The sequence below is a fragment of the Dietzia sp. WMMA184 genome (assembly GCF_002441635.1).
GTDB lineage: Bacteria > Actinomycetota > Actinomycetes > Mycobacteriales > Mycobacteriaceae > Dietzia > Dietzia kunjamensis.
In genome coordinates, this window is the sequence record NZ_NXEI01000001.1 from 720,622 (window position 1) to 743,458 (window position 22,837).

At 68.9% G+C, this 22,837-nt stretch carries 27 protein-coding genes, 1 tRNA gene and 1 pseudogene; 6 read left to right on the forward strand and 23 right to left on the reverse strand.

Going from position 1 to position 22,837, the window contains the following annotated elements; genetic code table 11:
- Position 1: 1 nt before the first annotated feature.
- From CK206_RS03350 to CK206_RS03375, 6 genes are all read right to left on the reverse strand, one after another.
- On the reverse strand, positions 2 to 454 hold the full coding sequence (locus CK206_RS03350) for a DUF350 domain-containing protein (protein WP_067715773.1): 453 nt from the start codon (positions 452 to 454) through the stop codon (positions 2 to 4).
- 43 nt (positions 455 to 497) lie between these two features.
- Positions 498 to 917 (reverse strand): DUF4247 domain-containing protein, encoded by a 420-nt coding sequence (locus tag CK206_RS03355; RefSeq protein WP_067715770.1) that lies wholly within the window; start codon positions 915 to 917, stop codon positions 498 to 500.
- Positions 914 to 1,519: a DUF2617 family protein gene (locus tag CK206_RS03360; RefSeq protein WP_096905545.1), complete on the reverse strand. Its 606-nt coding sequence runs from the start codon at positions 1,517 to 1,519 to the stop codon at positions 914 to 916. Before CK206_RS03360 ends, CK206_RS03355 begins: the two co-directional genes overlap by 4 nt.
- Positions 1,516 to 2,142, reverse strand: coding sequence for a DUF4178 domain-containing protein (locus CK206_RS03365; protein ID WP_067715765.1), 627 nt, complete (start codon positions 2,140 to 2,142; stop codon positions 1,516 to 1,518). The genes CK206_RS03360 and CK206_RS03365 overlap by 4 nt, the downstream gene beginning before the upstream one ends.
- 517 nt (positions 2,143 to 2,659) lie before the next feature.
- Entirely contained in the window at positions 2,660 to 2,842 is a 183-nt protein-coding gene (locus CK206_RS03370) for a hypothetical protein (RefSeq protein WP_096905546.1), read from the reverse strand.
- Positions 2,829 to 3,167: a hypothetical protein gene (locus tag CK206_RS03375; protein WP_096905547.1), complete on the reverse strand. Its 339-nt coding sequence runs from the start codon at positions 3,165 to 3,167 to the stop codon at positions 2,829 to 2,831. Before CK206_RS03375 ends, CK206_RS03370 begins: the two co-directional genes overlap by 14 nt.
- Positions 3,168 to 3,369: 202 nt before the next feature.
- Here CK206_RS03375 and CK206_RS03380 point away from each other — a divergent pair, with 202 nt between their 5' ends.
- Together CK206_RS03380 and CK206_RS03385 are read left to right on the forward strand one after the other, a co-directional pair.
- Positions 3,370 to 4,779 carry an IS1380 family transposase gene (locus tag CK206_RS03380; protein WP_069389547.1) on the forward strand — a complete coding sequence of 470 codons (1,410 nt, stop codon included), beginning with the start codon at positions 3,370 to 3,372 and terminating at the stop codon, positions 4,777 to 4,779.
- Between the two features lie 34 nt (positions 4,780 to 4,813).
- Positions 4,814 to 5,245 (forward strand): hypothetical protein, encoded by a 432-nt coding sequence (locus CK206_RS03385; protein WP_096905548.1) that lies wholly within the window; start codon positions 4,814 to 4,816, stop codon positions 5,243 to 5,245.
- A 266-nt stretch (positions 5,246 to 5,511) separates the two neighbouring features.
- Here the strand turns inward: CK206_RS03385 and CK206_RS19445 are convergent, their stop codons facing one another.
- Both CK206_RS19445 and CK206_RS03390 read right to left on the reverse strand, forming a co-directional pair.
- Positions 5,512 to 6,081 carry a hypothetical protein gene (locus CK206_RS19445; RefSeq protein ID WP_143337685.1) on the reverse strand — a complete coding sequence of 190 codons (570 nt, stop codon included), beginning with the start codon at positions 6,079 to 6,081 and terminating at the stop codon, positions 5,512 to 5,514.
- A gap of 119 nt (positions 6,082 to 6,200) precedes the next feature.
- Complete coding sequence (locus CK206_RS03390) at positions 6,201 to 6,401, reverse strand: AlpA family transcriptional regulator (RefSeq protein WP_096905549.1); 201 nt, start codon at positions 6,399 to 6,401, stop codon at positions 6,201 to 6,203.
- A 126-nt stretch (positions 6,402 to 6,527) separates the two neighbouring features.
- Between CK206_RS03390 and CK206_RS03395 the strand changes: the two genes are divergently transcribed.
- From CK206_RS03395 to CK206_RS03400, 3 genes are all read left to right on the forward strand, one after another.
- Complete coding sequence (locus CK206_RS03395) at positions 6,528 to 7,082, forward strand: hypothetical protein (RefSeq protein WP_143337686.1); 555 nt, start codon at positions 6,528 to 6,530, stop codon at positions 7,080 to 7,082.
- 5 nt (positions 7,083 to 7,087) lie between these two features.
- Positions 7,088 to 7,306, forward strand: coding sequence for a hypothetical protein (locus tag CK206_RS19450; protein WP_143337687.1), 219 nt, complete (start codon positions 7,088 to 7,090; stop codon positions 7,304 to 7,306).
- 111 nt (positions 7,307 to 7,417) lie between these two features.
- Entirely contained in the window at positions 7,418 to 7,777 is a 360-nt protein-coding gene (locus CK206_RS03400) for a tyrosine-type recombinase/integrase (protein WP_096905551.1), read from the forward strand.
- A 25-nt stretch (positions 7,778 to 7,802) separates the two neighbouring features.
- Here the strand turns inward: CK206_RS03400 and CK206_RS03405 are convergent.
- Positions 7,803 to 9,064 (reverse strand): annotated as a pseudogene (locus CK206_RS03405) (IS256 family transposase).
- 4 nt (positions 9,065 to 9,068) lie between these two features.
- Here CK206_RS03405 and CK206_RS03410 point away from each other — a divergent pair.
- Positions 9,069 to 9,680: a site-specific integrase gene (locus CK206_RS03410; protein ID WP_096905552.1), complete on the forward strand. Its 612-nt coding sequence runs from the start codon at positions 9,069 to 9,071 to the stop codon at positions 9,678 to 9,680.
- A gap of 74 nt (positions 9,681 to 9,754) precedes the next feature.
- On the opposite strand, the gene CK206_RS20075 is transcribed toward CK206_RS03410, so the two are convergent.
- The 14 genes from CK206_RS20075 to steA form a co-directional block, all read right to left on the reverse strand.
- The gene (locus CK206_RS20075; protein WP_216824114.1) at positions 9,755 to 10,225 is read right to left on the reverse strand and encodes a hypothetical protein; all 471 of its coding nucleotides are present in this window, start codon (positions 10,223 to 10,225) and stop codon (positions 9,755 to 9,757) included.
- Positions 10,222 to 11,382 (reverse strand): hypothetical protein, encoded by a 1,161-nt coding sequence (locus CK206_RS03415; RefSeq protein WP_096905553.1) that lies wholly within the window; start codon positions 11,380 to 11,382, stop codon positions 10,222 to 10,224. The genes CK206_RS20075 and CK206_RS03415 overlap by 4 nt, the downstream gene beginning before the upstream one ends.
- Before the next feature lie 282 nt (positions 11,383 to 11,664).
- A tRNA-Pro gene (locus tag CK206_RS03420) sits at positions 11,665 to 11,738 on the reverse strand.
- Between the two features lie 71 nt (positions 11,739 to 11,809).
- Positions 11,810 to 13,276, reverse strand: a complete 1,467-nt coding sequence (gene der / locus CK206_RS03425) for a ribosome biogenesis GTPase Der (RefSeq protein ID WP_067715763.1) — start codon at positions 13,274 to 13,276, stop codon at positions 11,810 to 11,812.
- A complete protein-coding gene (gene cmk / locus CK206_RS03430) occupies positions 13,273 to 14,001 on the reverse strand; it encodes a (d)CMP kinase (protein WP_067715760.1) in 729 nt (242 codons plus the stop codon). The genes der and cmk overlap by 4 nt, the downstream gene beginning before the upstream one ends.
- Positions 13,998 to 14,840 carry a pseudouridine synthase gene (locus CK206_RS03435; RefSeq protein ID WP_371517504.1) on the reverse strand — a complete coding sequence of 281 codons (843 nt, stop codon included), beginning with the start codon at positions 14,838 to 14,840 and terminating at the stop codon, positions 13,998 to 14,000. Before CK206_RS03435 ends, cmk begins: the two co-directional genes overlap by 4 nt.
- Positions 14,764 to 15,477: an SMC-Scp complex subunit ScpB gene (gene scpB / locus CK206_RS03440; protein WP_067715754.1), complete on the reverse strand. Its 714-nt coding sequence runs from the start codon at positions 15,475 to 15,477 to the stop codon at positions 14,764 to 14,766. Before scpB ends, CK206_RS03435 begins: the two co-directional genes overlap by 77 nt.
- Positions 15,468 to 16,313 carry a ScpA family protein gene (locus CK206_RS03445; protein WP_067715751.1) on the reverse strand — a complete coding sequence of 282 codons (846 nt, stop codon included), beginning with the start codon at positions 16,311 to 16,313 and terminating at the stop codon, positions 15,468 to 15,470. Before CK206_RS03445 ends, scpB begins: the two co-directional genes overlap by 10 nt.
- Positions 16,314 to 16,320: 7 nt before the next feature.
- The gene (locus tag CK206_RS03450) at positions 16,321 to 17,196 is read right to left on the reverse strand and encodes a ParA family protein (protein WP_067715749.1); all 876 of its coding nucleotides are present in this window, start codon (positions 17,194 to 17,196) and stop codon (positions 16,321 to 16,323) included.
- 102 nt (positions 17,197 to 17,298) lie between these two features.
- Positions 17,299 to 18,249, reverse strand: coding sequence for a site-specific tyrosine recombinase XerD (locus CK206_RS03455; RefSeq protein ID WP_082923875.1), 951 nt, complete (start codon positions 18,247 to 18,249; stop codon positions 17,299 to 17,301).
- A 16-nt stretch (positions 18,250 to 18,265) separates the two neighbouring features.
- Entirely contained in the window at positions 18,266 to 18,835 is a 570-nt protein-coding gene (locus CK206_RS03460) for an NUDIX hydrolase (RefSeq protein ID WP_067715746.1), read from the reverse strand.
- A gap of 5 nt (positions 18,836 to 18,840) precedes the next feature.
- Positions 18,841 to 20,670 (reverse strand): CTP synthase, encoded by a 1,830-nt coding sequence (locus CK206_RS03465; RefSeq protein WP_096905554.1) that lies wholly within the window; start codon positions 20,668 to 20,670, stop codon positions 18,841 to 18,843.
- Positions 20,671 to 20,728: 58 nt separating this feature from the next.
- Positions 20,729 to 21,661 (reverse strand): copper transporter, encoded by a 933-nt coding sequence (locus CK206_RS03470; RefSeq protein ID WP_254050465.1) that lies wholly within the window; start codon positions 21,659 to 21,661, stop codon positions 20,729 to 20,731.
- Positions 21,658 to 22,830 carry a putative cytokinetic ring protein SteA gene (gene steA / locus CK206_RS03475; protein WP_096905555.1) on the reverse strand — a complete coding sequence of 391 codons (1,173 nt, stop codon included), beginning with the start codon at positions 22,828 to 22,830 and terminating at the stop codon, positions 21,658 to 21,660. Before steA ends, CK206_RS03470 begins: the two co-directional genes overlap by 4 nt.
- Between the last annotated feature and the right edge of the window lie 7 nt (positions 22,831 to 22,837).

Sequence of the window (22,837 nt, forward strand, 5' to 3'; positions counted from 1 at the left end):
GTCAGGCAATGGCGGCCGCGTTCACGGCGGAGACGGCGAGGAGTGTGGCCGCGACGGCGAGTGCGGCGGTGCTGAACCGTGGCGCGCCGACGAGGTCGCGGAACCTGCCGGGGACCAGCAGTTCCAGGATCACCAGGGTGACGGCCTGGAAGATCACGCCGAGCAGGCCGTAGACGGCGACGTCGATCAGGCCCAACACCAGGGAGTCCGAGGCGTTGGTCATCACGGTGACGACGATGATCGCGAGGGAGAACGCCGAGGACACGAACAGCGCCGCGGCGTTGGGACGGTGGTCGACGAACACGTGGTGGCGCAGGCTGCCCGGCGTCAGCAGGTCGAGCATGACGAAACCCAGCGCCAGGACCAGGGCGCCGACGCCGAAGTACGCCAGCGACACCCCGATCCCGTCCAGGAGTTCGGGTACGTGGTCGGCGGTTCCGGCGGCGATGGTCACCGTGTCTCCTCGGGGTTCGGGTGATCTGTGGGCGTCTCGTGGGTCACTTCACGCCGACCCCGCCGGAGCTGCCCCCGGCGGACCGCGCCGGGCTGCCCGGCCCGAAGGCCCCGCCGAGGAAGATGAAGCCTCCGGAACGGAGCGTGCGCGAGTTCTCGTCGAGCTGGACACGACAGGCGAGATCGCCGGAGCGGCCGACGACGATCATGTCGTCCCCGTACCTCAGGTACCGGGTGTCCTCGTTCAGCTGGTCGGCGTCCGGCCGCTCGTGGTTGCTGATGTCCCTCGCCGTGGAGTCCCGGTCGCCCCGGCACTCGTAGGTCTGGGACGCGCCGGCCACCGGGGAGTAGTTCTCACGGACATAACGCACGGCATTCGTGCCGGACCCCACCAGGACGAGGCCCAGCAGGACCGCGCACAGTCCGGCGACGAGCGCGATGATCCACCCGCGGTAGGGCTTCACGAGGCCACCCCCTCTGCAACGTCCACCCCGGCGCCGGCCAGCCCGGCGACGTGCACCCCGGCGACGTGCAACCGGGACGTGGTGGCGACGACGTCGCCACCGCTCTCCCCGGAGTCGTCTCCAGCCGGGTAGAGATGCCAGGTGTCCCACGACCAGCCCGTGTCGTCCGGCGTCGGAGCCACCACCGTGAGCGCCCCGTCAGAGCCCGGGAACCGTCCCGCGAGCACGGTCGGATCGGCAGCCGCGAGCGACGTCAGTCGCTCCACGACCGCCCCGAAGTCGGCGGCGGCGAGGGTCTCGGTGGTCCCGCGCAGATGGTGGACACCCCACGGACCGGGAAAGGACTCCTCGGCCGGCAGAGGCGCCCCGCCGTCTGCCGTTGCGCGGCAGGACACCTCCTCGGTCATCGCGTCGCGTCCGTCGATCATCAGCGTCACCGCGTGTGACGCCCCGAGGATGGACAGGCGTAGAGCGCTGTCGAGTGCGGGGTGCTCGAGAACGGTGGAGACGAGGGCGTTCCGCTCGGGCGTCACGCCGACCCGGTAACCCAGTGCCGCGGCCGCCACATCACTCGGTTCCGTGGCGAGGTCGTGGACGGTCACCGTCTGTAGTCCGGGTCGCCGGCGACGGGGGGCGCCGGGTAGACGGTCAGCTCACCCCGGGACATCGGGCGTCCGGAGGAGACCTCCCAGCCGGCCCCGTCCCAGTCCTCGAAGGACAGCAGCGAGCTGCCGTCCCCGGTACGCATGTCCTGGTACCGCATCCGGCCGCGCTCGGGCAGACCGGTGGTTCCCTCGCACGAGTACTCCGCCTCACCCGACTCCTCGAGCCGATGGACCCGATCGTCGACGATCACCTCGGATCCGGGGCTGACGCCGAGTCCCTTGCGGGTGTTCCACCAGGTGAGCTCGAGGGTTCCCTCGTCCTCCTCGACGCCCAACCACTGCGCTCCGTCGCCGCCCTCCAGGAGATGCTCCCACCAGATATACGGGCCCTGGCGAAGGGTGACCGAGCCGCGGACCACATAGTCGATGCCGCCGTAGGAGACGATCGCACCGGGGCCGAGCTCTCGCGGGCCGAAGCCGTGGACCGGCCGGTCGGCGGCGAGCGGGTCGAGGCGGGGTCCGGCCGCCTCGGGCTTCGTGCCACCCCGTGCCTTGACGATGATCCCGACGACCGCGATCACCGCGACTACCAGCCCCGCTATGACGAGTAGCTCTCCCACCGCGCGCTCACTCCTGGATCGAAGACTGACGGTCGACCCGGGTCGCCGTTTCGTGACCAGGCCAGGCTAACGCACCCCGGATTCTGCGGGCGTGACCCGCCGCTTGAACCGGAGTGAACCGCGGAAATGGACTCAGAGCCGGTCCCCCTCTCGGGAAACCGGCCCTGATCTGTGTCGGGCTGACAGGATTTGAACCTGCGACCCCTTGACCCCCAGGATTCGCAGGCATGTTCGCATGCGTCCATGGGCGTCCGTCCGTCGCAGTTCAGGGCCCGCTTCATTTCCGCACATCAGCGGACAGCCACGGACACGGCGGGAAACTGTCCGGTTGGGGTGCGCGTTGGGGTGCGGCACCGGTTTAACCCCCTGAGTGCCCGGTAGACGGCCTAGCTGCGGCGACCGGCCCCAGAGTGCACCCCAATCGCCTCCGCCCCGGAGAAAGCAAGACGCCCCCCGGCGCTACGCACCTAGCGGGTCGGGGGACGTCTTACTGTTCCGCACCGGACGCCGGGGAGGTCTAGCCGACGACCGCCTCAATCGTCGCCTGATGCCGGGGCGAGAGGGTAATCAAACCCGCACGCGCCTCGGCCAGCTCGGCGTCGTAATGCGCGATGACGAAGCGGGCGAACGCCTCGGGATCGGCGGGCAGGTCGAGCCCGGCGGCGGCGAATATTGCCGCGACCCGCTCAGGCGTCGCCATATCGCGCCTGCCGTGCTGCTCGCAGTGCGTCGATGGTGTCCGGGGCGGGGCCCGCGTCCACGTCGCCGACGCCCCCAGCGCGTTCGTACACGCGCTGGCGGCGAGCGCGGTCGACCGCCTCGGCGGACTCAGCTCGGGCCCGGTGCGCCTCGGTGACGTGCTCGGGCACCTCGGGCGCGGGGATGTCCACGTGATTCCAGCCGGACACGCGGGCGGTGGTCTCACGGTCGCGGCGCTCCCATTCGACCTCGGCGGCGTCGTGCTCACGGACGGCATCCCAGAACGCGCCCTCGGTGACGAAGTCCTCGCGTGCGGGGCGGGTCACTTGGTGCCCCCCTTGCGGCGTGCGCCGAAGTCGGCCAGTGACCCCATGCGTCCGGCCTGGGTCCACGCACTTCCCTTAAGCCTGGATCCACCGATGAGATGAACTTCTAGCGCGGTGTGGGAACGCGAGAATGCCCTTCTGAACTGGCAAGATACGACTTGCTTAAGGTCCGTATCGCCAATTCAAGAAGGGCATCCCGCAGATGCAACTATCTCACACTCTGCCCGTAAGCTTCGCGACGTTCGATGAGCCCAACCTCGTGTCGGGCGCCGGCCTCGTGCCGCTGATGAAACTCGCCGACCGGGCGGGCCTGCACCGGCTCGGTGACGAGCATCTGAGCGTGCCCACCGACAAGGGCTCCAACGGTGGAGTGAAACTGGCCTCGCTCGTGGCCGGGATGGCCGCAGGCGCGGATAGCATCGACGACATGGCCCTGCTGCGCCACGGGGCGATGGGCACACTCTTCGACCGCCCGTACGCCCCTTCGACGCTGGGATCGTTCCTGCGGCAGTTCACCTTCGGCCACGTCCGCCAAACCGATGCGATCGCCTCGCGGTTCGTGCGCGCACTGGCCGAACACACCGGACTGCTCGGTCATGAGTCGGACACCGGGACGGTGATGGTCGATATCGACGACACGATCGTGGAGGTCTACGGACACGCCAAGCAGGGCGCCTCGTTCGGCTACTCCGGGGTACGTGGCCTGAACGCGCTGCTGGCCACGGTCTCCACCGAGCAGGCTGCTCCGGTGATCGCCGCTCAACGGCTGCGCAAGGGCTCTGCCGGGTCCCCGCGAGGGGCTGCCCGGCTGGCCACCGACACGCTGGCACTGATCCGCCGCACCCACCTTCACGGCCGTGACGTGCTGGTCCGAGGCGATTCGGCGTTCTACTCCCACAGCATGGTCACCGCCTGCCTGGCCGCCGGAGCCGAGGTCTCGGTCACCGTACGCATGGACCCGGCGGTCAAACGTGCCATCGCCACCATCGACGACGACGCGTGGACCACGATCAACTACACCGACGCGATCTTCGACGAACACACCAACCGTTGGATCTCCCGCGCCGAAGTCGCCGAGGTCGACTTCACCGCATTCACCTCGAAGCCCAAGAACGACCAGGTGCCGGGTCGGCTCGTGGTGCGCCGTATCCCCGACCTGAATCCCAAGGCTGCAAGTGGGCAGGCGAGCCTGTTCGATACCTGGCGGTTCCATGCGTTCTTCACCACTACATCCGTAGAGCAGTACGACACAGTGGCGGCCGACAAGACCCACCGCGCACACGCGATCATCGAGAACGTCCACGCTGACCTGAAAGCCTCCGCGCTGGCGCACCTGCCCTCGGGCGTGTTCAACGCCAACGCCGCCTGGCTGACCTGCGCCGTCATGGCGTTCAACCTCACCCGCGCCGCCGCCACCCTGACCACAAGCTCGAGCCTGGCACGCGCGACGACCGCGACGATCCGCCGCAAACTCATCAACATCCCGGCCCGGATCGCCTCCTCAGCCCGGCGGCTCCGACTCCATCTACCCGAAAGCTGGCCATGGCAAACAGCCTGGCAGGCGCTCTACGACACCGTCTTCTCCCCGCGCCGGCCCAACGTGCCGATCTGACTCCCAACTCCAGCACCTACGACCAGGAACCAAAGTGGAAAGCCGGGCAGACCGGCGGACCTCACACGCCCTCCATACGGTCACGACCCACGACCATGCCAGCGACCGCCCCGGCTACTTCATCGGTGAATTGAGGTTAAGGGCCCCGGCGTTCTCCGTACCTGCGGGCGGTACGGCCTGGGTGGTGCGGGGGCTGATGGTGGAGAAGCCGGACCCGGAGGGCGTTCGCTTCGAGCTGTTACTCATGGGTGTTCCTTTCGGTCGCGACCTCGGCGGTTCCGGGGTCGTCGTCTGTGGGGGCGACCTCGGCGGCAACGGCGACCGCGAGGGCATCGAAGACAGACAGCACGCGGGCTCGGGCCGCATCGTGGTCCGGGCTGACGAGGATCGACTTGTCTACGGCCACGGCGGCAGCGATGACAGCGGCACGTACGTCGGTCGGCTTGGCTGGATCGGCGGCGTCTAGCGTGCGGTCGGCAAGGTCTAAGGCTTTGGCAACGACGGCGCGGCGATGCTCTGAGGCATGCAAGCGGCGACCGGCACCCGACGCGGGGGACGGCGACGAACCCCACACGATGCCGAGTGCTGCGGCGTCGTCTGAGACGGTGTCTCGGCGCACCCCGAGCCGGGCCGCTATCGCGTTGCGCCCCAGGCCCTCGGCGGCAAGCCGGTCGACCTCGGCACGCCGGTCGGCGGCTTCGTCTTTTACGGAGCGGGGTCCGGGCCCGGTTGTCACGACACACCGCCCGGTTCGTCCCACGGGACGTCTGATGGGCCCCAGCGGTTCGCGTACTGGTCGGGGTCTAGTTGGTCGACTGTCGCGGGGCGTTCGGTTGCCCTTCCGCTGCATCGTTCTTCTGCTCCCATCAATGCCCCGTCCTGTACCCGTCCTGTCCTGTCCCTTTGGGTTTCGCTTCCGCTTTGCGACTCGGAAACCGACTCGGTTTCGGGGGCGCTGCGCTCGGGCTTGCTGTCAGGTCGTGCCTTGCGGGGCCGTCCGCCCTTGCGCCCGTTCGTCTTGTTCGCTTCCTGTTGCGCGATGACCTGCTCCCGCAAGCGTTGGTAGTCGGCGTGGTGGCGGATGCGAAGTGTGTCGCCCTCGGCTATCCACCAGCCGCCGTCTAGTAGCTCGTTCACGGCATCGGGGTGCTTGGCGAACCGGCGTAGGTCGTCGCGAGGGATACGGCAGTCCAACAGCTTCCGGTTCGACCACGTCAGTCCTTCCACGTGCATCCGGAACGCGGCATCGGAAAGGGTCCAACAGTCGTCAGGGAAGTCGTCGCTGAGCTTGGTCCACGTCATGCGGCGTTCCCTTTCGCTGGCTGTCCGGGAGGCGTGTGCGGGGCTCGGGTAGTCCGTCGCGGGCCCGGTCGTGGATGTCCAAGGGCGTGCTCACTGCGGCGTTGTCGTCGGTGTCCGGGTCAGTCACGGGGAGCAGTCCCCCGCAGTCGGTCGACGTAGGCGTCGATGCTGTCGATGGTGATGAACCCTCTGCGCCCGATGCTGACCTTGGTCAGTTCGCCGTTCTGAACCAGCTTGTAGAGCGTTGAGCGGCCGATACCTCCGAGCGCGGTTCGGGCTTCGTCGATGGTGGCGAGGTGCCGGGTCGGGGTCTCTTGCATGTCCCTACCTTTCAGTGCGGTCCCCCGGCGTCTGCCGGTGTATATTGAGAATGACATGGTTAGTGACAGGGTTTCCCTGTCACCGAGTAAGCGGATGCTGACAGGGGCGACATGAGTGCGGTTTGGGTGACGCAAGGCCTGTTCATCGAGTGGGAACCGGGAGCGAGGCTGGTTCCCGTTGGGGATGTGTTTCTCCCCGAGGTGCTGAGGGTCGACGGGAGAGTCAGCTCTACCGGCCCGACGCTCACGGTCGTCATCACCGTTATCGAAGGGATACCCCGATGCACTGAGGTCGAACTGCGAGAGTCCCCCGAGTGCCCGGAGGTGCGGGCGCGTGACCTTGCCGCCGTTCGACTAGAGGACGTTCTAGAGGCCGCTACGGCGCTCTCTGCGTACCGGGCAGGCGAAGACGGGGCTATGGTCCGCGTGTCGCCAAAGCAGTCAGACCGCGCCGCCGACCTGCGGGCTATCAGGGCGGCGCGGTCACAGACTCGCCGAAAGGTCACCCCGGAACTTCTCGCGGAGGTGGCAGACCTATACCGCGCGTTCTTCGACGACTCCCCCATTGAGCGCATCGCGACGGCCTTCCAAGTGTCAGAGCGAACCGCCGCCCGATACGTCCAACTATGTCGACGTGGCGGGCACCTCCCCCCGACGACCCCCGGCAAGAAAGCGAAGTGAGAAAAGTGAGCAAGCGAAGCAACGGCGAGGGCAATATCCGGCGGCGCGAATCCGGCGGGTGGGAAGCTCGCCTGTCCTACGTCGACCCCGCGACCGGGGTGCGGCGGCGCGTGTCGTTCTACGGGCGGACCAAAGCTGACGTGCGAGACAAGATGCGGGAAGCTCGGGATCGGCTCGACGCGGGGGCACCGCCGAAAGACGCCACGATTACCGTTGCGGAATGACTCGCACGGTGGCGGGCGACGACGCTCGCAGCATCAGACCGCAAGCCGACCACTAAGGCCCTCTATTCGTCCCTGTCGAAGTCGCATCTAGACCCCGCCCCATTCGGTGCGGTGCGGCTCGACAGGCTGGCACCGACCGACGTAGAGGCCCTGTTGGTGGTGCTTAGGGATAAGGGACTCGCCGAGTCGTCGATCCGCAACGTGTTCGCAGTGCTGTCGCAGGCGTTGGACGTGGCGGTGCGGGATCGACTGTTGGCGCGCAATCCGGCGTCGGCGGTGAAGCGCCCTCGGGTCGCGGCGTCCGAAGCGGTGCACTTGGACGTGACTCAAGTCGGCAGTCTTCTCGACGCGGCGAACGGCATGCGCTACGTGGACGCCCTGCGCCTTATCGCGGCGACAGGCTTACGGCGGGGCGAGGCCCTGGGGCTGTCGTGGGGCGACGTAGAGGTCAAGCCCCTAGAAGTGGTGTAACTGAATTGTGATCCTTCGTTGGTGATCAGGCGGGTAGTTGCATCAGTGCATCAGTGGTCACCTCCGTCTGCGAGCTGGTGTCGGTGTCGGCGGTCAGGGTGAGTCGGCAGCGGCCCAGGACTTCGAGTCCGAGGTATCGGCGTCCTTCGGCCCATTCGTCGGTCTGCTCGGCAAGGACGGCGCCGATGAGGCGGACGATGGCATCGCGGCCCGCGGAAGATGCCCACGACGTCGGTGCGGCGGCGGATCTCTCGGTTGAGCCGCTCGGTGGGGTTGTTGGACCAGATCTGTCGCCACACGTCGTCGGGGAACACGGTGAAGGCGAGCAGGTCCTCGCGGGCGTCGCCGAGGTGCTCAGCCACGTCGGGCAGTCTGCCTTCGGTGTACTCGAGGAGCCGGTCGAACTGCTCGTGCACCGCGGTGTCGTTGGGCTGGTCGTACACGCTGTGCAGCATCGCCTTCACGGCCGGCCACATGGACTTGGGGCACACCGCCATGAGGTTCGCCGAGTAGTGGGTGCGGCAGCGTTGCCACGCGGCTCCCGGCAGGTTCGCCGCAATCGCCCCGACCAGCCCGGCGTGGGCATCGGAGGTCACCAGCCGCACCCCGCCCAGGCCGCGGGCAACCAGGTCGGCGAAGAAGGTGTTCCACGAGGCCGTGGTCTCACTGGTGGCGACCTGTATGCCCAGTACCTCGCGGTGGCCGTCGCCGTTGACGCCGGTGGCCAGCAGCACGGAAGCCTTGACGACCTGCTTGTTCTCGCGGACCTTGATCGTCAACGCGTCGGCGGTGACGAAGGTGAACGGCCCGGCCTCGTCCAGGCGGCGGTGCCGGAACGCCGCGACCTGCTCGTCCAGGTCCTGGGCCATGCGTGAGACCTGCGACTTGGACAGCGAGTCGATACCCAGGGTCTTGACCAGCTTGTCCATCCGGCGGGTAGACACCCCGGCCAGATAGCAGTCGGCTACGACGGTGATCAGCGCGGACTCGGCCCGCTTGCGGCGCTCGAGCAGCCACTCGGGGAAGTAGCTGCCCGAGCGCAACTTCGGGACGGCGACGTCGACGGTGCCGACCCGCGTATCCAGGGGCCGGTGGCGGTAGCCATTGCGGTGGTTGGTGCGCTCAGCCGAGCGGGCGTTCCACTCGGCGCCGCACACAGCGTCGGCATCGGCGGAGAGCAGTGCGTTGATCATGGTCTCCCAGCAGCTCGCGCATCAGATCCGGCGACGCGTCAGATAGGGCTTGGCCAAGCAGGCCTGCAGGGTCGACAATATGGGGTGCGGTAATCGCGATGACTCCTCGAGGATTCTTTAGACGGTTGACTCGAAAGATCACGCGGTGGCCGCTCTACATCCGTCAACGACACGGATGTCGGAGACGATCTCGGCCACCGAGTTACACCACTCTATGGGGCACTACTGACGTAGACCTAGACGGCGCGACTATCCGCGTTCGTCATACGGTCGCGTCGGTTGACGGAAAGCTCTCCCTGTCGGATGTGAAGACGGCGAAGTCCAAGCGGACCGTTCCGCTTTCCCCAGCCACGGTGGCGATGCTGAGAGGGCGTCGTCCCGCTCTACTTCGTGAACGTCTCGCAGCGGGCAACCAGTACACCGACAACAGTCTCGTGTTTCCGACCGAGGTCGGCACGATAGTCGATCCTCGGAACCTGTTGCGCGAGGTCGAGACGGCGGCGGCGCGGTGCGGATTCGAGGGTGTGGGCGTCCACACCCTGCGTCACTCGGCGGCGGTCGCTTGGCTAGAGGCTGGCGTCCACATCCGGGCGGTGGCTGACCTACTGGGGCACTCGTCCGTCTCGATCACGGGAGACGTGTACGGACACACGTCCGAGCCGGTGTCACGGTCGGCTGTCGAGGGTCTTTCGGACGCTCTGGGCTTCTAGCGATGAGGCGAGCGTGTGCTGGCCATTGATGCACGAAGGAAAGACTGACACTGCCCTCTTTCACGATTCGACGACTAGAAGAGGGAGCCGTCCGCGCGGAGTGGCTCTGTAGGAATTTCTCCACGCCCCATCGCGTGCATGTACAGCTTTGCCCGCAGCTCTCGCTCTTCAGACTTGGGGAGTCCTCGGAAGTCGACGAAGCAGTGGCCAGGCGCGCGGTCGCTTTCGCCCTCTGCGAGGGGGCAGCAGGAGTCGTCGATCACGACGCTTCCGGCCGTAACCACCTCCTGTACCGACACCGCATAGACGGCTTCGGAGGGACTTCGGGCTTTGGATGAGTGCCAGTCACGTGCTTCTTGAGCAGTCACGATTGACGAACGCGAGTACGAAGGTTTCCCCGCGTCTGCGCTACTCGGTCCGAATGCAGAACTCGCAACTTGGTCGCCGTCTTTAAGCAAGTGCGGTGTGATCTGTCGATAGGTGAGCTCGTCAGCATCGCCGACGAGCTGCTCACCGTCTTGTAGCTCGACACGCATTTCGGTCATGCTTCGACCGCCTTGAGGAACTCGATCGCAACTGTGAGGTTGTCCCCCTCGGAATGCTCGCCCCGCTTCTCACCCGCAGCCAGTGCAAACGTCTCGTAGCTACCGTCTGACAGCAGTTCGACGCTCACCACCGACTGTGCGCTCCCCCATTCGAGAAGGACACCGCCCTCCGGTGTAGGGAACACGCCCGGTCGTTCACGCCCGACCTCAGTGACCGCTCGAAGGACAGTCTGCGCCGCGTCAAGCGCGACGGGGGAAATCTGCTCCGCACCGGACCCGTCCCAGTTGGAGCGAAGTGTGGCGAACTCGCCAAGACGCTGGCCCCAGTCGGTGTCGTCAAACTGCACCTGCTCGACACTAACGGTCTTCCAGAATCGGAACAGCTCGCCGTTCTTCACCTGCAGTTCGCCTGTGACCCGTGTCAGCGGGCCCTCTTCCGCGTCGTTCACGACCTTGCGGAGGTCTCCTAGAAGGCTGGGGTGGCTCTTGTAGCGGCCAGTCAGTCTTCTGCCGTCGTGCAGTGTGAACCGGTAGGTCATCTCGTCGGCATCAAGCGCCGTAACCTTCCCGACGAGGCTCTCGTTCACTTTCTGCAAAGACGCCTTGTCCGGCTCGGGTTCGGGAGAACGTAGGAAGTCCTCCGGCGTCAGAAGCACCCCGACTGCTTGATCGCGAGTTTCGACTGAAATCGTGATCGGGCTCGCGCTCGGGGCGTCCGGGTAGTACTCGATCGTCTGGCCTGGTTGCAGTGTGCTCCCGAACTCGGCGACGATAACTCGGAACTGATATGCCTCTTCCTCTGACAGCCCGGGGAGCTCGGGAATCTCCGTGCCCGAGTACGCCGCGACAAGGAAAGCATCGGCATCTTCTTGGGCTTCAACCTGATAGTGGTCATAGGCCTGGTGTTGCTCGAACGCGAGAAGGACGTCCGCGCTGCCCTCATCAATGCGCTCGATGGTTAGGCTCACAGAGCTGCGGAGGTCCTCCGGGATGTCCTCGTCCGGATGCTCTTGCTTCCACTCAGCCTCGGCAGCGATTCGGACTATGTCCTGGTACTTCTGCAGCTCGACAAGCGAGTCGACTGGAAGTCGGCCACCCTCAAAGCGCGCGCCAGTCAGACGAACACGCTTCAACTCGGAACGCTCGTCACTTGCCACGGACCGATCCTAACCGAGGGTCACCCCGCCGCCCGGGTTTGACCCGACGCTGCCGAGCAAAGCCCCCGTAGCAGGGTGAAACTCGCATCTGCCCGTCCTCGGGTGCCTTTACCTCTACCCGCAGCGTGGCCGGGCAGACCCTGAGCTCTATTGCATTCGGCTAGCTATTAACGCCCGGCGCGTCCGGCAAATTGCGGGTCGCGCGTTCCGGTTGGGGTATCCGTTGGGGTATTCGACGAATCAGGGGCGGTCTCCCGTTTGGAAAACCTCCCCTGACCTCTGTCGGGCTGACAGGATTCGAACCTGCGACCCCTTGACCCCCAGTCAAGTGCGCTACCAAGCTGCGCCACAGCCCGTCCGCCACCGCGGCTCGCGCGGCGACTCGATTACCCTAGCGCACCGGTTCCGTCGGACTCCAATCGGCAGGTCACTTGCGCTGTCGACGCTCCTTGACCCGCACGTTCACCCGGACCGGGGAACCATCGAAGCCGAAGGTCTCACGGAGGCGACGCTCGAGGAAGCGCCGGTACCCGGCCTCGAGGAACCCCGTGGAGAAGAACACGAACGTCGGGGGCCGGGTGGTGGCCTGGGTGCAGAACCTGATCCGCGGCAGACGACCACCACGCATGGGCGGCGGGGTCGCGGCGACGACCTCGCTCATCCACGTGTTGAGGGGCCCGGTGGGGATCCGCTTGTCCCAGGAGTCCAGCGCCGTCTCCATCGCGGGCACGAGCTTGGCCAAGGCGCGGCCGGTCCTGGCCGAAATGTTGACCCGGTGGGCCCAGCTCAGCACCCGGGACAGTTCGCGGTCGATCTCCTTGTCGAGGTCGTACCGCCGGTCCTCGTCGACCAGGTCCCATTTGTTGAAGGCGATCACCAGCGCCCGGCCGGCGTCGGCGACCATCGAGATCACCCGCAGGTCCTGCTCGGTGATGGGCTCCGAGGCGTCGAGGAGCAGGACGACGACCTCGGCCGCCTCGATCGCGCCACGGGTACGCAGAGAGGCGTAGTACTCGTGACCGTAGGCCTGGTTGACCTTGCGGCGCAGGCCGGCGGTGTCGACGAACCGCCAGGTGCGTCCCCCGAGCTCCACGAGCGAGTCGACGGGGTCGACGGTGGTGCCGGCGACGTTGTCGACCACGGAGCGCTCCTCGCCGGTCAGCTTGTTGAGCAGGCTCGACTTACCGACGTTGGGCTTGCCGACGAGCGCGACGCGCCGCGGCACGTCGGTGGCCTCGCGCATCCTCGCCTTGGACGGCAGCTGCCGGAGGATCTCGTCGAGGAGATCCGCCGTGCCGCGACCGTGGGCGGCGGAGATGGCGTGGGGCTCGTCCAGGCCGAGGGACCAGAACTCGGCCGCCTCCAGTTCGGCCTTCTCACTGTCGACCTTGTTGACGGCGAGGATGACCGGGGTGTCGGACCGACGCAGGCTCTTGGCCACCGTGGCGTCGGCGGCGGTGATGCCCACCGTGCCGTCGCACACCAGCACGATGAGGTCGGCCGTGCCCATGGCGATCTCGGCCTGCTGCGCGATGGAGCGGTGCATGCCCTTGGCGTCCTGCTCCCAGCCACCGGTGTCCTGCACCATGAAGGTGCGGCCGTTCCACAGCGCCTCGTAGGAGACCCGGTCGCGCGTGACGCCCGGGACGTCCTCGACGACGGCCTCCCGGCGGCCGATGATGCGGTTCACCAGGGTGGACTTGCCGACGTTGGGTCGGCCGACGATCGCGACGGTGGGCAGGATCTCCACGCCCTCGGTCACGGCCCCGATCTCGTCGGCGAACTCCGCGGCGACCGCCTCCCAGTCGGTGTCGTCGTTCCAGCCGTCCTCGATGGTCTCCTCGCCGGGCCCGGTGGGCAGGTCGAAGTCGGTGCTGTCCTCGTTGGTGGTCACAGTGCGGTCCCTTCTGCGGTGGCGCCGTGCGACGCGTGGATTCCCTCGGCGAGCGCGACCAGGCGGTCGAGCACCTCGTCGAGGGTCAGGTCGGAGGTGTCGATGACGACCGCGTCGTCGGCAGGCCTCAGGGGGCTCGCGGCGCGCGTGGAGTCCTTGCGGTCGCGTTCGATGACGGCGGCCAGCACCTCGTCGTAGTCGGCCCTGCGGCCGGCGGCCAGGTCCTGGTCGGTGCGGCGCCGGGCCCGCACCTCCGGGCTGGCGGTGAGGTAGACCTTCACCTCGGCGTCCGGCAGCACGACTGTGCCGATGTCACGCCCCTCGAGGACGACGGTGCCCCCGCTGGCGGCCAGCCGTCGCTGCAGGAGGACCAGGTTCTGGCGGACCTCGGGCACGGCGGACACCGCCGAGACCGCAGCCGTGACGCGGGCGGTGCGGATCTCCTCGCTGACGTCCTCACCGGCGAGCAGGACGCGCTCGGCTCCGGCGTCGGTGCCGATCTCCAGAGGCAGGTCGGCCGTGGCGGCGATCACGGCGGCCGCGTCCTCCGGGTCGATCCCGGCGCGCAGGACCTGCAGGGTCGCCACCCGGTACATCGCGCCGGTGTCGAGGTACGCGCCGCCGATACGCCGTGCCAGGGTGCGGGCCAGGGTGGACTTCCCGGTGCCGGCGGGGCCGTCGATCGCGATACGTCGACGCGCGGCCGGGGCGCTCGGGGCGCTCACAGGCCTACCGCCTCGTACAGGTCGGAGACCTCTTTGCGGCCCAGCTTGCGGAAGGTGCCCGCGCGCTGGTCACCGAGCGCGATGGCCCCGAACCGGGTCCGGACGAGCGCCTCGACCGGGTGCCCGACCTCGGCGAGCAGCCGCCGGACGATGTGCTTGCGACCCTCGTGGAGCACGACCTTGACCAGCGAGCGCCCGTCGTGGACGTCGAGGATCGAGAACTGGTCGACCTTGGCGGGTCCGTCCTCCAGGGTCACCCCGGCGCGCAGCTGCTTGTTGACGCCCTTACCCACGACGCCGGTGACGGTCGCCATGTAGGTCTTGGAGACCTCGTAGGACGGGTGCATGAGGCGGTGCGCCAGCTCCCCGTCGTTGGTCACCAGGAGCAGCCCCTCGGTCTCGGCGTCGAGACGCCCGACGTGGAACAGCCGCTGCCCGGCGTCCACGCGGTCCGCGACGAGGTCGCCGACACAGGGCCGGCCCTTCTCGTCGGACATGGTGGTGTGGTAGCCGCGGGGCTTGTTCAGTGCGAGGTAGACCAGGGTGTCGTCCAGGACGATGCGGGTGCCGTCCACGCGGATGACCGCCGTGGCGGGGTCGACCTTGACGCCCATCTCGCGCACCTTCTTGCCGTCGACCTCCACCCGTCCCCGGGCGATGAGCTCTTCGGAGGCCCGGCGGGAGGCGACCCCGGCCTGGGCCAGGATCTTCTGGAGGCGGACCGGTGCGCCGTCTCGGCCAGCGGATTCAGTCATGAAAACGTCACATCTCTTCGTCGTCGTCTCGGGGAGTGGGGTCGGGCGCCGCGGTTCGGCGCCGCCCCAGTGGGATCCGCGGATCGTCCGCGGGGTCGTCGCTCATCTCGTCGACCAGGTCGACATCCGGCAGCAACGGGGCGATGTCCGGCAGCTCGTCGAGCGACGTGAGTCCCAATCTTTCCAGAAATAGCTCTGTGGTCCTATACAGGATGCCCCCGGTGTCCGCATCTGTGCCGCATTCCACCGCCAGCCCGCGCGCCACAAGTGTCCTCATCACGCCGTCGACGTTCACCCCGCGGACCGCCGCGACCCGCGACCGGGTGACCGGCTGCCGGTAGGCGATCACGGCGAGGGTCTCCAGCGCGGCCCGGGTCAGCGTGGACCGGGTGCCGTCCGTGAGGAGCCGTTCCACGTACGGCGCCAGGTCTCGGCGGGTGTAGAGACGCCAGCCGTCGGCGCTGCGACGCAGGTCCATCCCGCTCCCCGCGGCCGTGAGCTCGTCGCGCCACGCCCGCAGCTCGGCCTCGACCTCGGCCGCCGTCGACCCGGCGGCCGCGGCCAGTGCACTCTCCGGTGTCGGTTGGTCCACCACCAGCACCAGGGCCTCGAGCCGGGCACGGAGCGGCGGCCCCTCTGGCTCCGGCACACCGGGCTCGTCGTCGTCCCCGATCGCCACCGGCTCGGGGGCGCCGGGCCCCGACACGTCGCTCACGTCCACTCGTCCCTTCCCTTCGTCACCTCGTCGGCGTCCACGCCCGTCCACCTCACCAACAGGTCCCCCAGTGCCTCGTCCTGGGCGAGCGCGACCGCGCGCGCCCGGTACAACTCCAACAGGGCGAGGAACCTGGCGACGACGACGAGGGAGTCGTCGCACCCCGTGATCAGGTCGCGGAAGTCCACCCACCGACCCTCGCCGTGGAACTTCAACAGCTCGAGGACGCGGCCCGCCTGCTCGGGGACCGAGACGACGGGAGCGTGGATGTGCCCCACCCCCACCTCGTCGACCGGCCGTGGCCGGAACGCGACCGCGGCGATGGTGGCGAACTGGTCGGGATCCACCCCGAGCTCCACCTCGGGGAGCAGTCCCAGGAACTCCTCGTCGGGCCCGGCGGTCCTCGGGTACGCGTGTCGCGCGGTGCGGTCGAGCTCACCGAACAGCTCCGCGACCTGACGGAACGCCCGGAACTGCAGCAGGCGGGCGAAGAGCATGTCCCGGGCCTGGAGCAGGGCCAGGTCCTCGGGATCCTGGACCTCGCCGGACGGGACGAGTCGGGCCGTCTTGAGGTCGAGCAGTGTCGCCGCGACGACCAGGAACTCGGTGACCTCCTCGAGCCCGGCCTCCGTGCCCAGGCGGCGGGTGTGCGCGATGAACTCGTCGGTGACGGCGTGGAGGGCCACCTCCGTGACGTCGAGGCGCTTGGAGTCGATGAGCCCCAACAGCAGGTCGAACGGACCGGTGAAGTTGGTCAGGTGGACGGTGAACGCCCGCGGGTCCCCGACCTCCGTCGCCGACCCGACCGGGTCCTGACCCGACGGGGGCCCGACGCCGGTCACCGCCCGGTCACCTGCCGCGCTGGATGACCTCGCGCGCCAGGGCGCGGTAGGCCTGCGCACCCGCGGACTTCGGAGCCCACGTGGTGATCGGCTCGCCGGCGACGGTGGTCTCCGGGAACCGGACGGTGCGGGTGACGAGGGTGTCGAACACCTTGTCTCCGAACACCTCCACGACCCGGCTGAGCACGTCGCGGGCGTGGACCGTCCGACGGTCGAACATCGTGATGAGGATGCCTGTGAGGTGCAGTCGGGGGTTGATGCGGTCGCGCACCTTGTCGATCGTGTCCGTCAGCAGCGCCAACCCGCGCAGCGAGAAGTACTCGCACTCCATGGGGATGAGCACGCCGTCCGAGCACGCCAGCGCGTTGACGGTGAGCAGGCCCAGCGACGGCTGGCAGTCGACGAGGACGAAGTCGTAGCGGTCCAGGACCGGGTACAGGGCGCGGCCCAGCGCCTGCTCGCGACCGACCTCGTTGACGAGCTGGATCTCCGCGGCCGACAGGTCGATGTTGGCGGGGATGAGGTCCACGCCCTCGACACGGGTCCGGACCAGGACCTCCTCCGTCGACACGGAGTTGTCCACGAGCAGGTTATAGACGGTGAGATCGAGCTGGTGGTGCGGGATGCCCAGGCCCGCGGACAGCGCCCCCTGGGGATCGAGATCCACAACGAGCACCCTGCGGCCGTACTCCGCCAGTGCCGCCGCGAGGTTGATCGTGCTGGTGGTCTTGCCGACGCCGCCCTTCTGGTTGCACATCGACAACACCACGGCGGGCCCGTGCGAGGACAGTGTTTCCGGTTCGGGGATCGCGGAGAACCCCTCGCCGGCCGCCGGGTCGTCGGCGCCCAGGAGCTCGGCGCGGGAGAACAACGCGGGGTCCATCGCCCCAGTGTTCAGCGCCACCGCATCTCCTCTCCTCGCCGTCTCACCCGTGCCGTGTCGAGCGTGCCGTCTCGAGCGCGCCGGGCCGTATCCACGGTCACGTTACCGTGCCCGGGGGTGACACTCGGCCCAGACCTCTCGGAGCGTGTCGACGGTGACGAGGGTGTACACCTGCGTGGTGGTGACCGAGGAGTGTCCCAGCAGCTCCTGGACCACACGGATGTCCGCCCCGCCGTCGAGGAGATGGGTGGCGAACGAGTGCCGGAACGAGTGTGGTGAGACGTCCTGCTGCACACCGGCGCGTCGTGCCGCGACCGACACCACGTTCCACAGGGTCTGCCTGGTGACGCGCCCACCGCGGGCGTTGAGGAACAGGGCCGGGCCCCCTCGGGTGGCGAGCGCGGGTCGGGCACGCACCAGATAGGCCCCCACCGCCTCGCACGCCGGACGCCCGACCGGGACGATCCGCTCCTTACCACCCTTGCCCCGCAGGATCACCGCTCCACCGTCCGGGTGGTCGAGACCGTCGAGGTCGTCGACGTCGAGCCCGACGAGTTCGGCGGCCCGGGCACCGGAGGCGTAGAGCAACTCGAGCATCGCGCGATCGCGCAGGCGTGCGGGGTCGGTGTCCGTCTCGGTGGCGCCGGCCGCCTCGATCACCGCGATCATCCGGTCGACCGGCAGTGCCTTGGGGAGCCGCCGCGGCGGACGGGGCGGGGTGACGGCGGCGGCCGCGTCGAGGGCGGTCACCCCGTCACGGGTGGCGAACCGGTGGAGACCGCGGACCGCCGCCATGGTCCGCGCGATCGAGCTGGGGGCCAGGGCCTTCCGTCCCTCGTCCGGGTCGGCGGTGGCCAACCGGGTGCGGAACTCCTCCACGTGCGCCTCGGTCACGGACGTCAGGTCGTCGACGCCCGAAGCCGCGAGATAGCGGTGGTACTTCTCCAGGTCGCGGCGGTACGCGGCCAGGGTGTGGGCCGAGGCCCCCTTCTCGACGGCGAGGTGGTCCAGATACCCGCGGATCTGCACGGTGGCGCCGCCCTCCGAGGTCACCGGGGGTCCGATCCCGTCAGGACCGGTCGATCACCGAGTGGGCCGCGAGGATGCCGGCCACGGCGATACCGTTGACGATCCGGCCGTCCAGCACGGCGTCGACGGCCTCGGCGAACGGCATGCGCGCGACCTCCATGTCCGCCTCCTCGTGCTCCGCCTCCGGGCGCTCGACCTGCCGGAGTCCGGTGGCCAGGTACACGTGGACGCGCTCCGTGCAGAACCCCGGGGACGGGATCATCTCGATCACCGGGCGCCAGTGCTCGGCCTCGAGACCGGTCTCCTCGGCGAGCTCACGGCGCGCGGTCGCCAAGGGCTCCTCGCCGTCGACGTCGCACAGCCCTGCGGGCAGTTCCCAGAGTCGCTCCCCCACGGCGTGCCGGTACTGCCGGACGAGGGTGATCCGGTCGTCGTCGTCGAGGGCGATCACCGCGACGGCGTCGTCGTGCCCGCAGATCTCCCGGTCGGCGGTGCCCCCGCCCGGCATGGTCAGGGTGTCCACACGCAGCCGCACGACGCGGCCGTCGAAGATCTCACGGCTCGCGACGGTGCGGTAGTCGTGCGTCCCGGGGGCACCGCGCTCGGACACGCCGGTCAGCTCCCGTCCGCGCGGGGGTCGGAGGCCGTCTCGGTGTCCACCTCGTCGGCACGGACGCTGGACGTCTTGGCGTCCGGCGCGTCCACCGTCTCCGGAGTGGAGCCCCCGCCCTGACCGGAGCGCCACGGTTCGACGGGCAGCCGCATCTCGTTCTCGTAGTCCAGCGCGGCCTTGATGAACGCGACGAACAACGGGTGGGGGCGGGTCGGACGCGACTTGTACTCCGGGTGAGCCTGGGTGGCGACGAAGAACGGGTGATGCTCGCGCGGGTACTCGACGAACTCGACCAGGTGCCCGTCCGGGGAGGTCCCCGAGAACTGCAGGCCGGACTCGGCGATCCTGTCGCGGTAGGCGTTGTTGACCTCGTAGCGGTGGCGGTGGCGTTCGGTGATCTCGGTGGACCCGTACGCCTCGGCCACGACCGAGCCGTTGGTGAGCGTGGCCGGGTAGGAGCCCAGACGCATGGTGCCGCCGAGGTCGGCGTTGCCGGCGACCGCGTCCACCTGATCGGCCATGGTCGAGATGACCGGGTGCTCGGCATCGGGGTCGAACTCGGTGGAGGAGGCGCCCTCGAGCCCGACCGAGCGGGCAGCCTCGATCACCGAGCACTGGAGACCGAGGCACAGCCCGAGCAGCGGGATGCGGTTCTTGCGGGACCACGAGATGGCGCCGAGCTTGCCCTCGATCCCCCGGATACCGAACCCGCCGGGGATGAGCATGCCGTCCACACCACGGAGCGCCTCGCGTGCGCCGGCCTCGGTGGTGCAGGCATCGGATTCGACCCACCGGATGTTCACCCGGGCGTGGTGCGCGAAGCCGCCGGCGCGCAGTGCCTCGGTGACGGAGAGGTAGGCGTCGGGCAGGTCGATGTACTTGCCCACGAGGGCGATCTCGACCTCCTCGCGCGGCTCGTGGACGCGCTGGAGCAGGTCGCCCCACACGGTCCAGTCCACGTCCCGGAACGGCAGGTTGAGACGCCGGATGACGTGCGTGTCGAGGTGTTCGTTGAACAGCACCTTGGGGATGTCGTAGATGCTCGGGGCGTCCGGGGTCGACACGACGCCCTCGAGGTCCACGTCGCACATCAGGGCGATCTTGGCCTTGAGCCCGTCGGTGACGTCCCGGTCCGACCGCAGGATCAACCCGTCGGGGACGATGCCGATCGAGCGCAGCGCGGCCACCGAGTGTTGCGTGGGCTTGGTCTTGAGCTCACCCGACGGTGCGAGGTACGGGACCAGCGACACGTGCAGGAAGAAGATGTTCTCCCGGCCCACCTCGTGGCGGACCTGCCGGCACGCCTCGAGGAACGGCTGGGACTCGATGTCGCCCACGGTCCCGCCGACCTCGGTGATGACCACGTCGGGGCGACGCCCCTGGTCGTCGGGGTCACCCATCGCGATGATGCGGTCCTTGATGGCGTCGGTGATGTGCGGGATCACCTGCACGGTGTCACCGAGGTATTCGCCGCGGCGCTCCTTGGCGATGACCGCGGAGTACACCTGCCCGGTGGTGACGTTGGCCTTCGCGTCCAGGTCGCGGTCGAGGAACCGCTCGTAGTGGCCGAGATCCAGGTCGGCCTCGGCGCCGTCCTCCGTGACGAACACCTCGCCGTGCTGGAAGGGGTTCATCGTGCCGGGGTCCACGTTGATGTACGGGTCCAGCTTCTGCATGGTCACACGGAGGCCGCGGGCGGTGAGCAACTGCCCGAGACTCGAGGCGGTGAGCCCCTTGCCCAGCGACGACGCCACGCCGCCGGTGACGAAGATGTGCTTGGTCTCGGACCGCGATGCGGTTCGGTTCAGTGCCAAGGGGACTCCCGTGTCCATACGCCGGAATGGATGAATGCTGGTGTGGCTCCGGTGCACCCCACGGGGCTTCAGGCTATCACCGCTCCGGCGTCGGGGGGAGCGACGGCGCCGCGGCGGTCGCGTCCGGCCTCAGCCCGTAGTGACCCTGCCCACCGTCGAGCTGCTCCGCCAGCGCCAGCGTCGTCGCCAGACGTCCCGCCTCGGTACCGGCGTCATCGATGGTCGAGACGTCCTCCTCCGCCGAGGACCGCAGGATGCTGACCGCGTCGCGTCCCCCGGAGTCGCCCGTCCGCACCGCGACCACCGCGCCGGCGCCCTCACCGTCGAGGGTGCGGGCCAGGGCGGCGACACGGACCCCTGTCGATTCCTCGTCCCGGGGCCCGGTCACGACCAACGCCAGCTGTCCGGGCCGAAGGGTCCCGGGTTCGTAGCCGATGATCCCCGCATCCGCGAGGGTGGTGAGGACCGTCTCCCGGTCGTCGTCCTCGAGGTGCGGTTCCGCGTCCTCGGCGCGCAGCAGCCCCGCGCGACCGAGCGCCGTGCCCAGCTGGGTACCGAGGTCCGCATCAGCGGCCGGGGCGGTGCCGATGGGCAGGTTCGCGACGAGAGCCTGGAGTTCCGCGTCCGCCTCCGGGTCGACGGCCTTGTCCGTCAGGGTGACGCGGCCGGCGTCGATCCCGCCGGCGGCGTCGATGACCTCGCGCGCCGCGGAGACGTCCTCGTCGGAGGCTCCGGGTGCCACGATCGTCAGGACCGGCCTCCCGTCGAGCCGACCGTCCACGACGGCCGGGGTGAGGTCTCCCGCCAGCGAGTCGAGTCGGTCGACGGCGATCCGCTCCGCGGCCAGATCCTCCTGCGACGCCTCGAGCCGCGCCGCCGTCGTCTCCTCACGCTCGACCACCGCGTCCCTGATGGACGTCGCCACGGACGTCGACCCGAGGACGACCCCCACCGCGAGAGCGAGGAACACGGCCACCAGCGTCAGGACGTGGCGACGCAGAGAGATCAACGGAAGAGCCCCTGGACCCAGAGCGCGAAGGAGTTCCAGGTTTCGACGGCCCAGATGAGCAGGTCCGCGGCGGCGTCGCGGGCCACCACGACCGCGGCCACCGCGATCAGGGCGGCGAGTACGACCAGGGCGAGTCCGATCCCGGCGCCCCGCGACCGGTACAGGGTCGCGCAGGCATCGGCGTGGACCAGGCGGGAGGAGACGGTCGTGTCGACCATCGTGGACGAGGGTGCGGACGAGTCGCGGAACGCGTTCTCGAGCCCCCTGTCGTCGCCGGTCACCACGATCATCTCGGCGCCCCCGTGGTAGGCCAGCAGCAGCGCCATGTCCCTCGCGGTCGCGGCGGCGGGGAATGTCGTGGCCCCCAGTCCGAGCTCTGTGATCTTCTCGAGGCCCTCGGCGCGCCCGTCGCGGTCGGCGGGCACCACCAGGACGGCGCCGTCGGTGAGGACGTCGTCGGACACGTCCGTGGGGGTCGCGACGACGACGTCGGCCGTCAGCCGAGCGGAGCGCAGGAACTCCGCGCCGGCACCCACGCCGACCAACAGCGGTCGGTACTCCCGGATGAACGGCTTGAGTTCGGCGAGCTGGCCGCGCGCGGCCGCGTCACCGGTGACCACAACGACGTGACGGTCGGTGAAGTCGACGTCGATCGACGGGAGGCCCTCGCCGTCCAGCAGCAGCGGGTGCTCGAGGCTGAGGAACTCGGTGGCGTTGGCCAGGTGCGCCAGCGCCGACTCGACGTACCCGCTCTCCGCGGTGTCCACCTCGGCGAGGAGCGTGGCCGAGTCCACCTCGCGGCCGCTCGTGATCTCGTCCTCCGACTTGACCGAGTAGACGACACCGTCGTCGATCCGCACCCGGGTCCCGTCGGCGACCCCGGACAGGTCCGCGTCCTCGATGACCGGGATCGTCGACGCGGCGAGGATCCGGAACGCCGCGCGGGGGAGCATCTCCTCCCCCTGACGGGGCACGTGTACCACTGCCGCCACCCCGGCGTCGACGAGAGCGCGGGCGGTGTCGGCGGGCGCGCGGTTGAGATCGAGCACGGCGACGTCCTTGGCGCCGAGCTTCCTGGGGACCTGTGACCCCACCTCGATCTGGCGGACGGTGCCCACGACACCGGCGAGGTCAGTGGAACGGCGGCTGAGCAGACCCGACATCTTCATGCGCCGA

Coding starts and splice junctions, on each gene's coding strand:
- CK206_RS03370 (WP_096905546.1), bottom strand. CDS start 2,842: ATGGCGACGCCTGAGCGGGTCGCGGCAATATTCGCCGCCGCCGGGCTC.
- CK206_RS03380 (WP_069389547.1), top strand. CDS start 3,370: ATGCAACTATCTCACACTCTGCCCGTAAGCTTCGCGACGTTCGATGAG.
- CK206_RS19445 (WP_143337685.1), bottom strand. CDS start 6,081: ATGACGTGGACCAAGCTCAGCGACGACTTCCCTGACGACTGTTGGACC.
- CK206_RS03390 (WP_096905549.1), bottom strand. CDS start 6,401: ATGCAAGAGACCCCGACCCGGCACCTCGCCACCATCGACGAAGCCCGA.
- CK206_RS03410 (WP_096905552.1), top strand. CDS start 9,069: ATGACTCCTCGAGGATTCTTTAGACGGTTGACTCGAAAGATCACGCGG.
- CK206_RS20075 (WP_216824114.1), bottom strand. CDS start 10,225: ATGACCGAAATGCGTGTCGAGCTACAAGACGGTGAGCAGCTCGTCGGC.
- CK206_RS03450 (WP_067715749.1), bottom strand. CDS start 17,196: ATGGACCCCGCGTTGTTCTCCCGCGCCGAGCTCCTGGGCGCCGACGAC.
- CK206_RS03465 (WP_096905554.1), bottom strand. CDS start 20,670: ATGGACACGGGAGTCCCCTTGGCACTGAACCGAACCGCATCGCGGTCC.
- steA (WP_096905555.1), bottom strand. CDS start 22,830: ATGAAGATGTCGGGTCTGCTCAGCCGCCGTTCCACTGACCTCGCCGGT.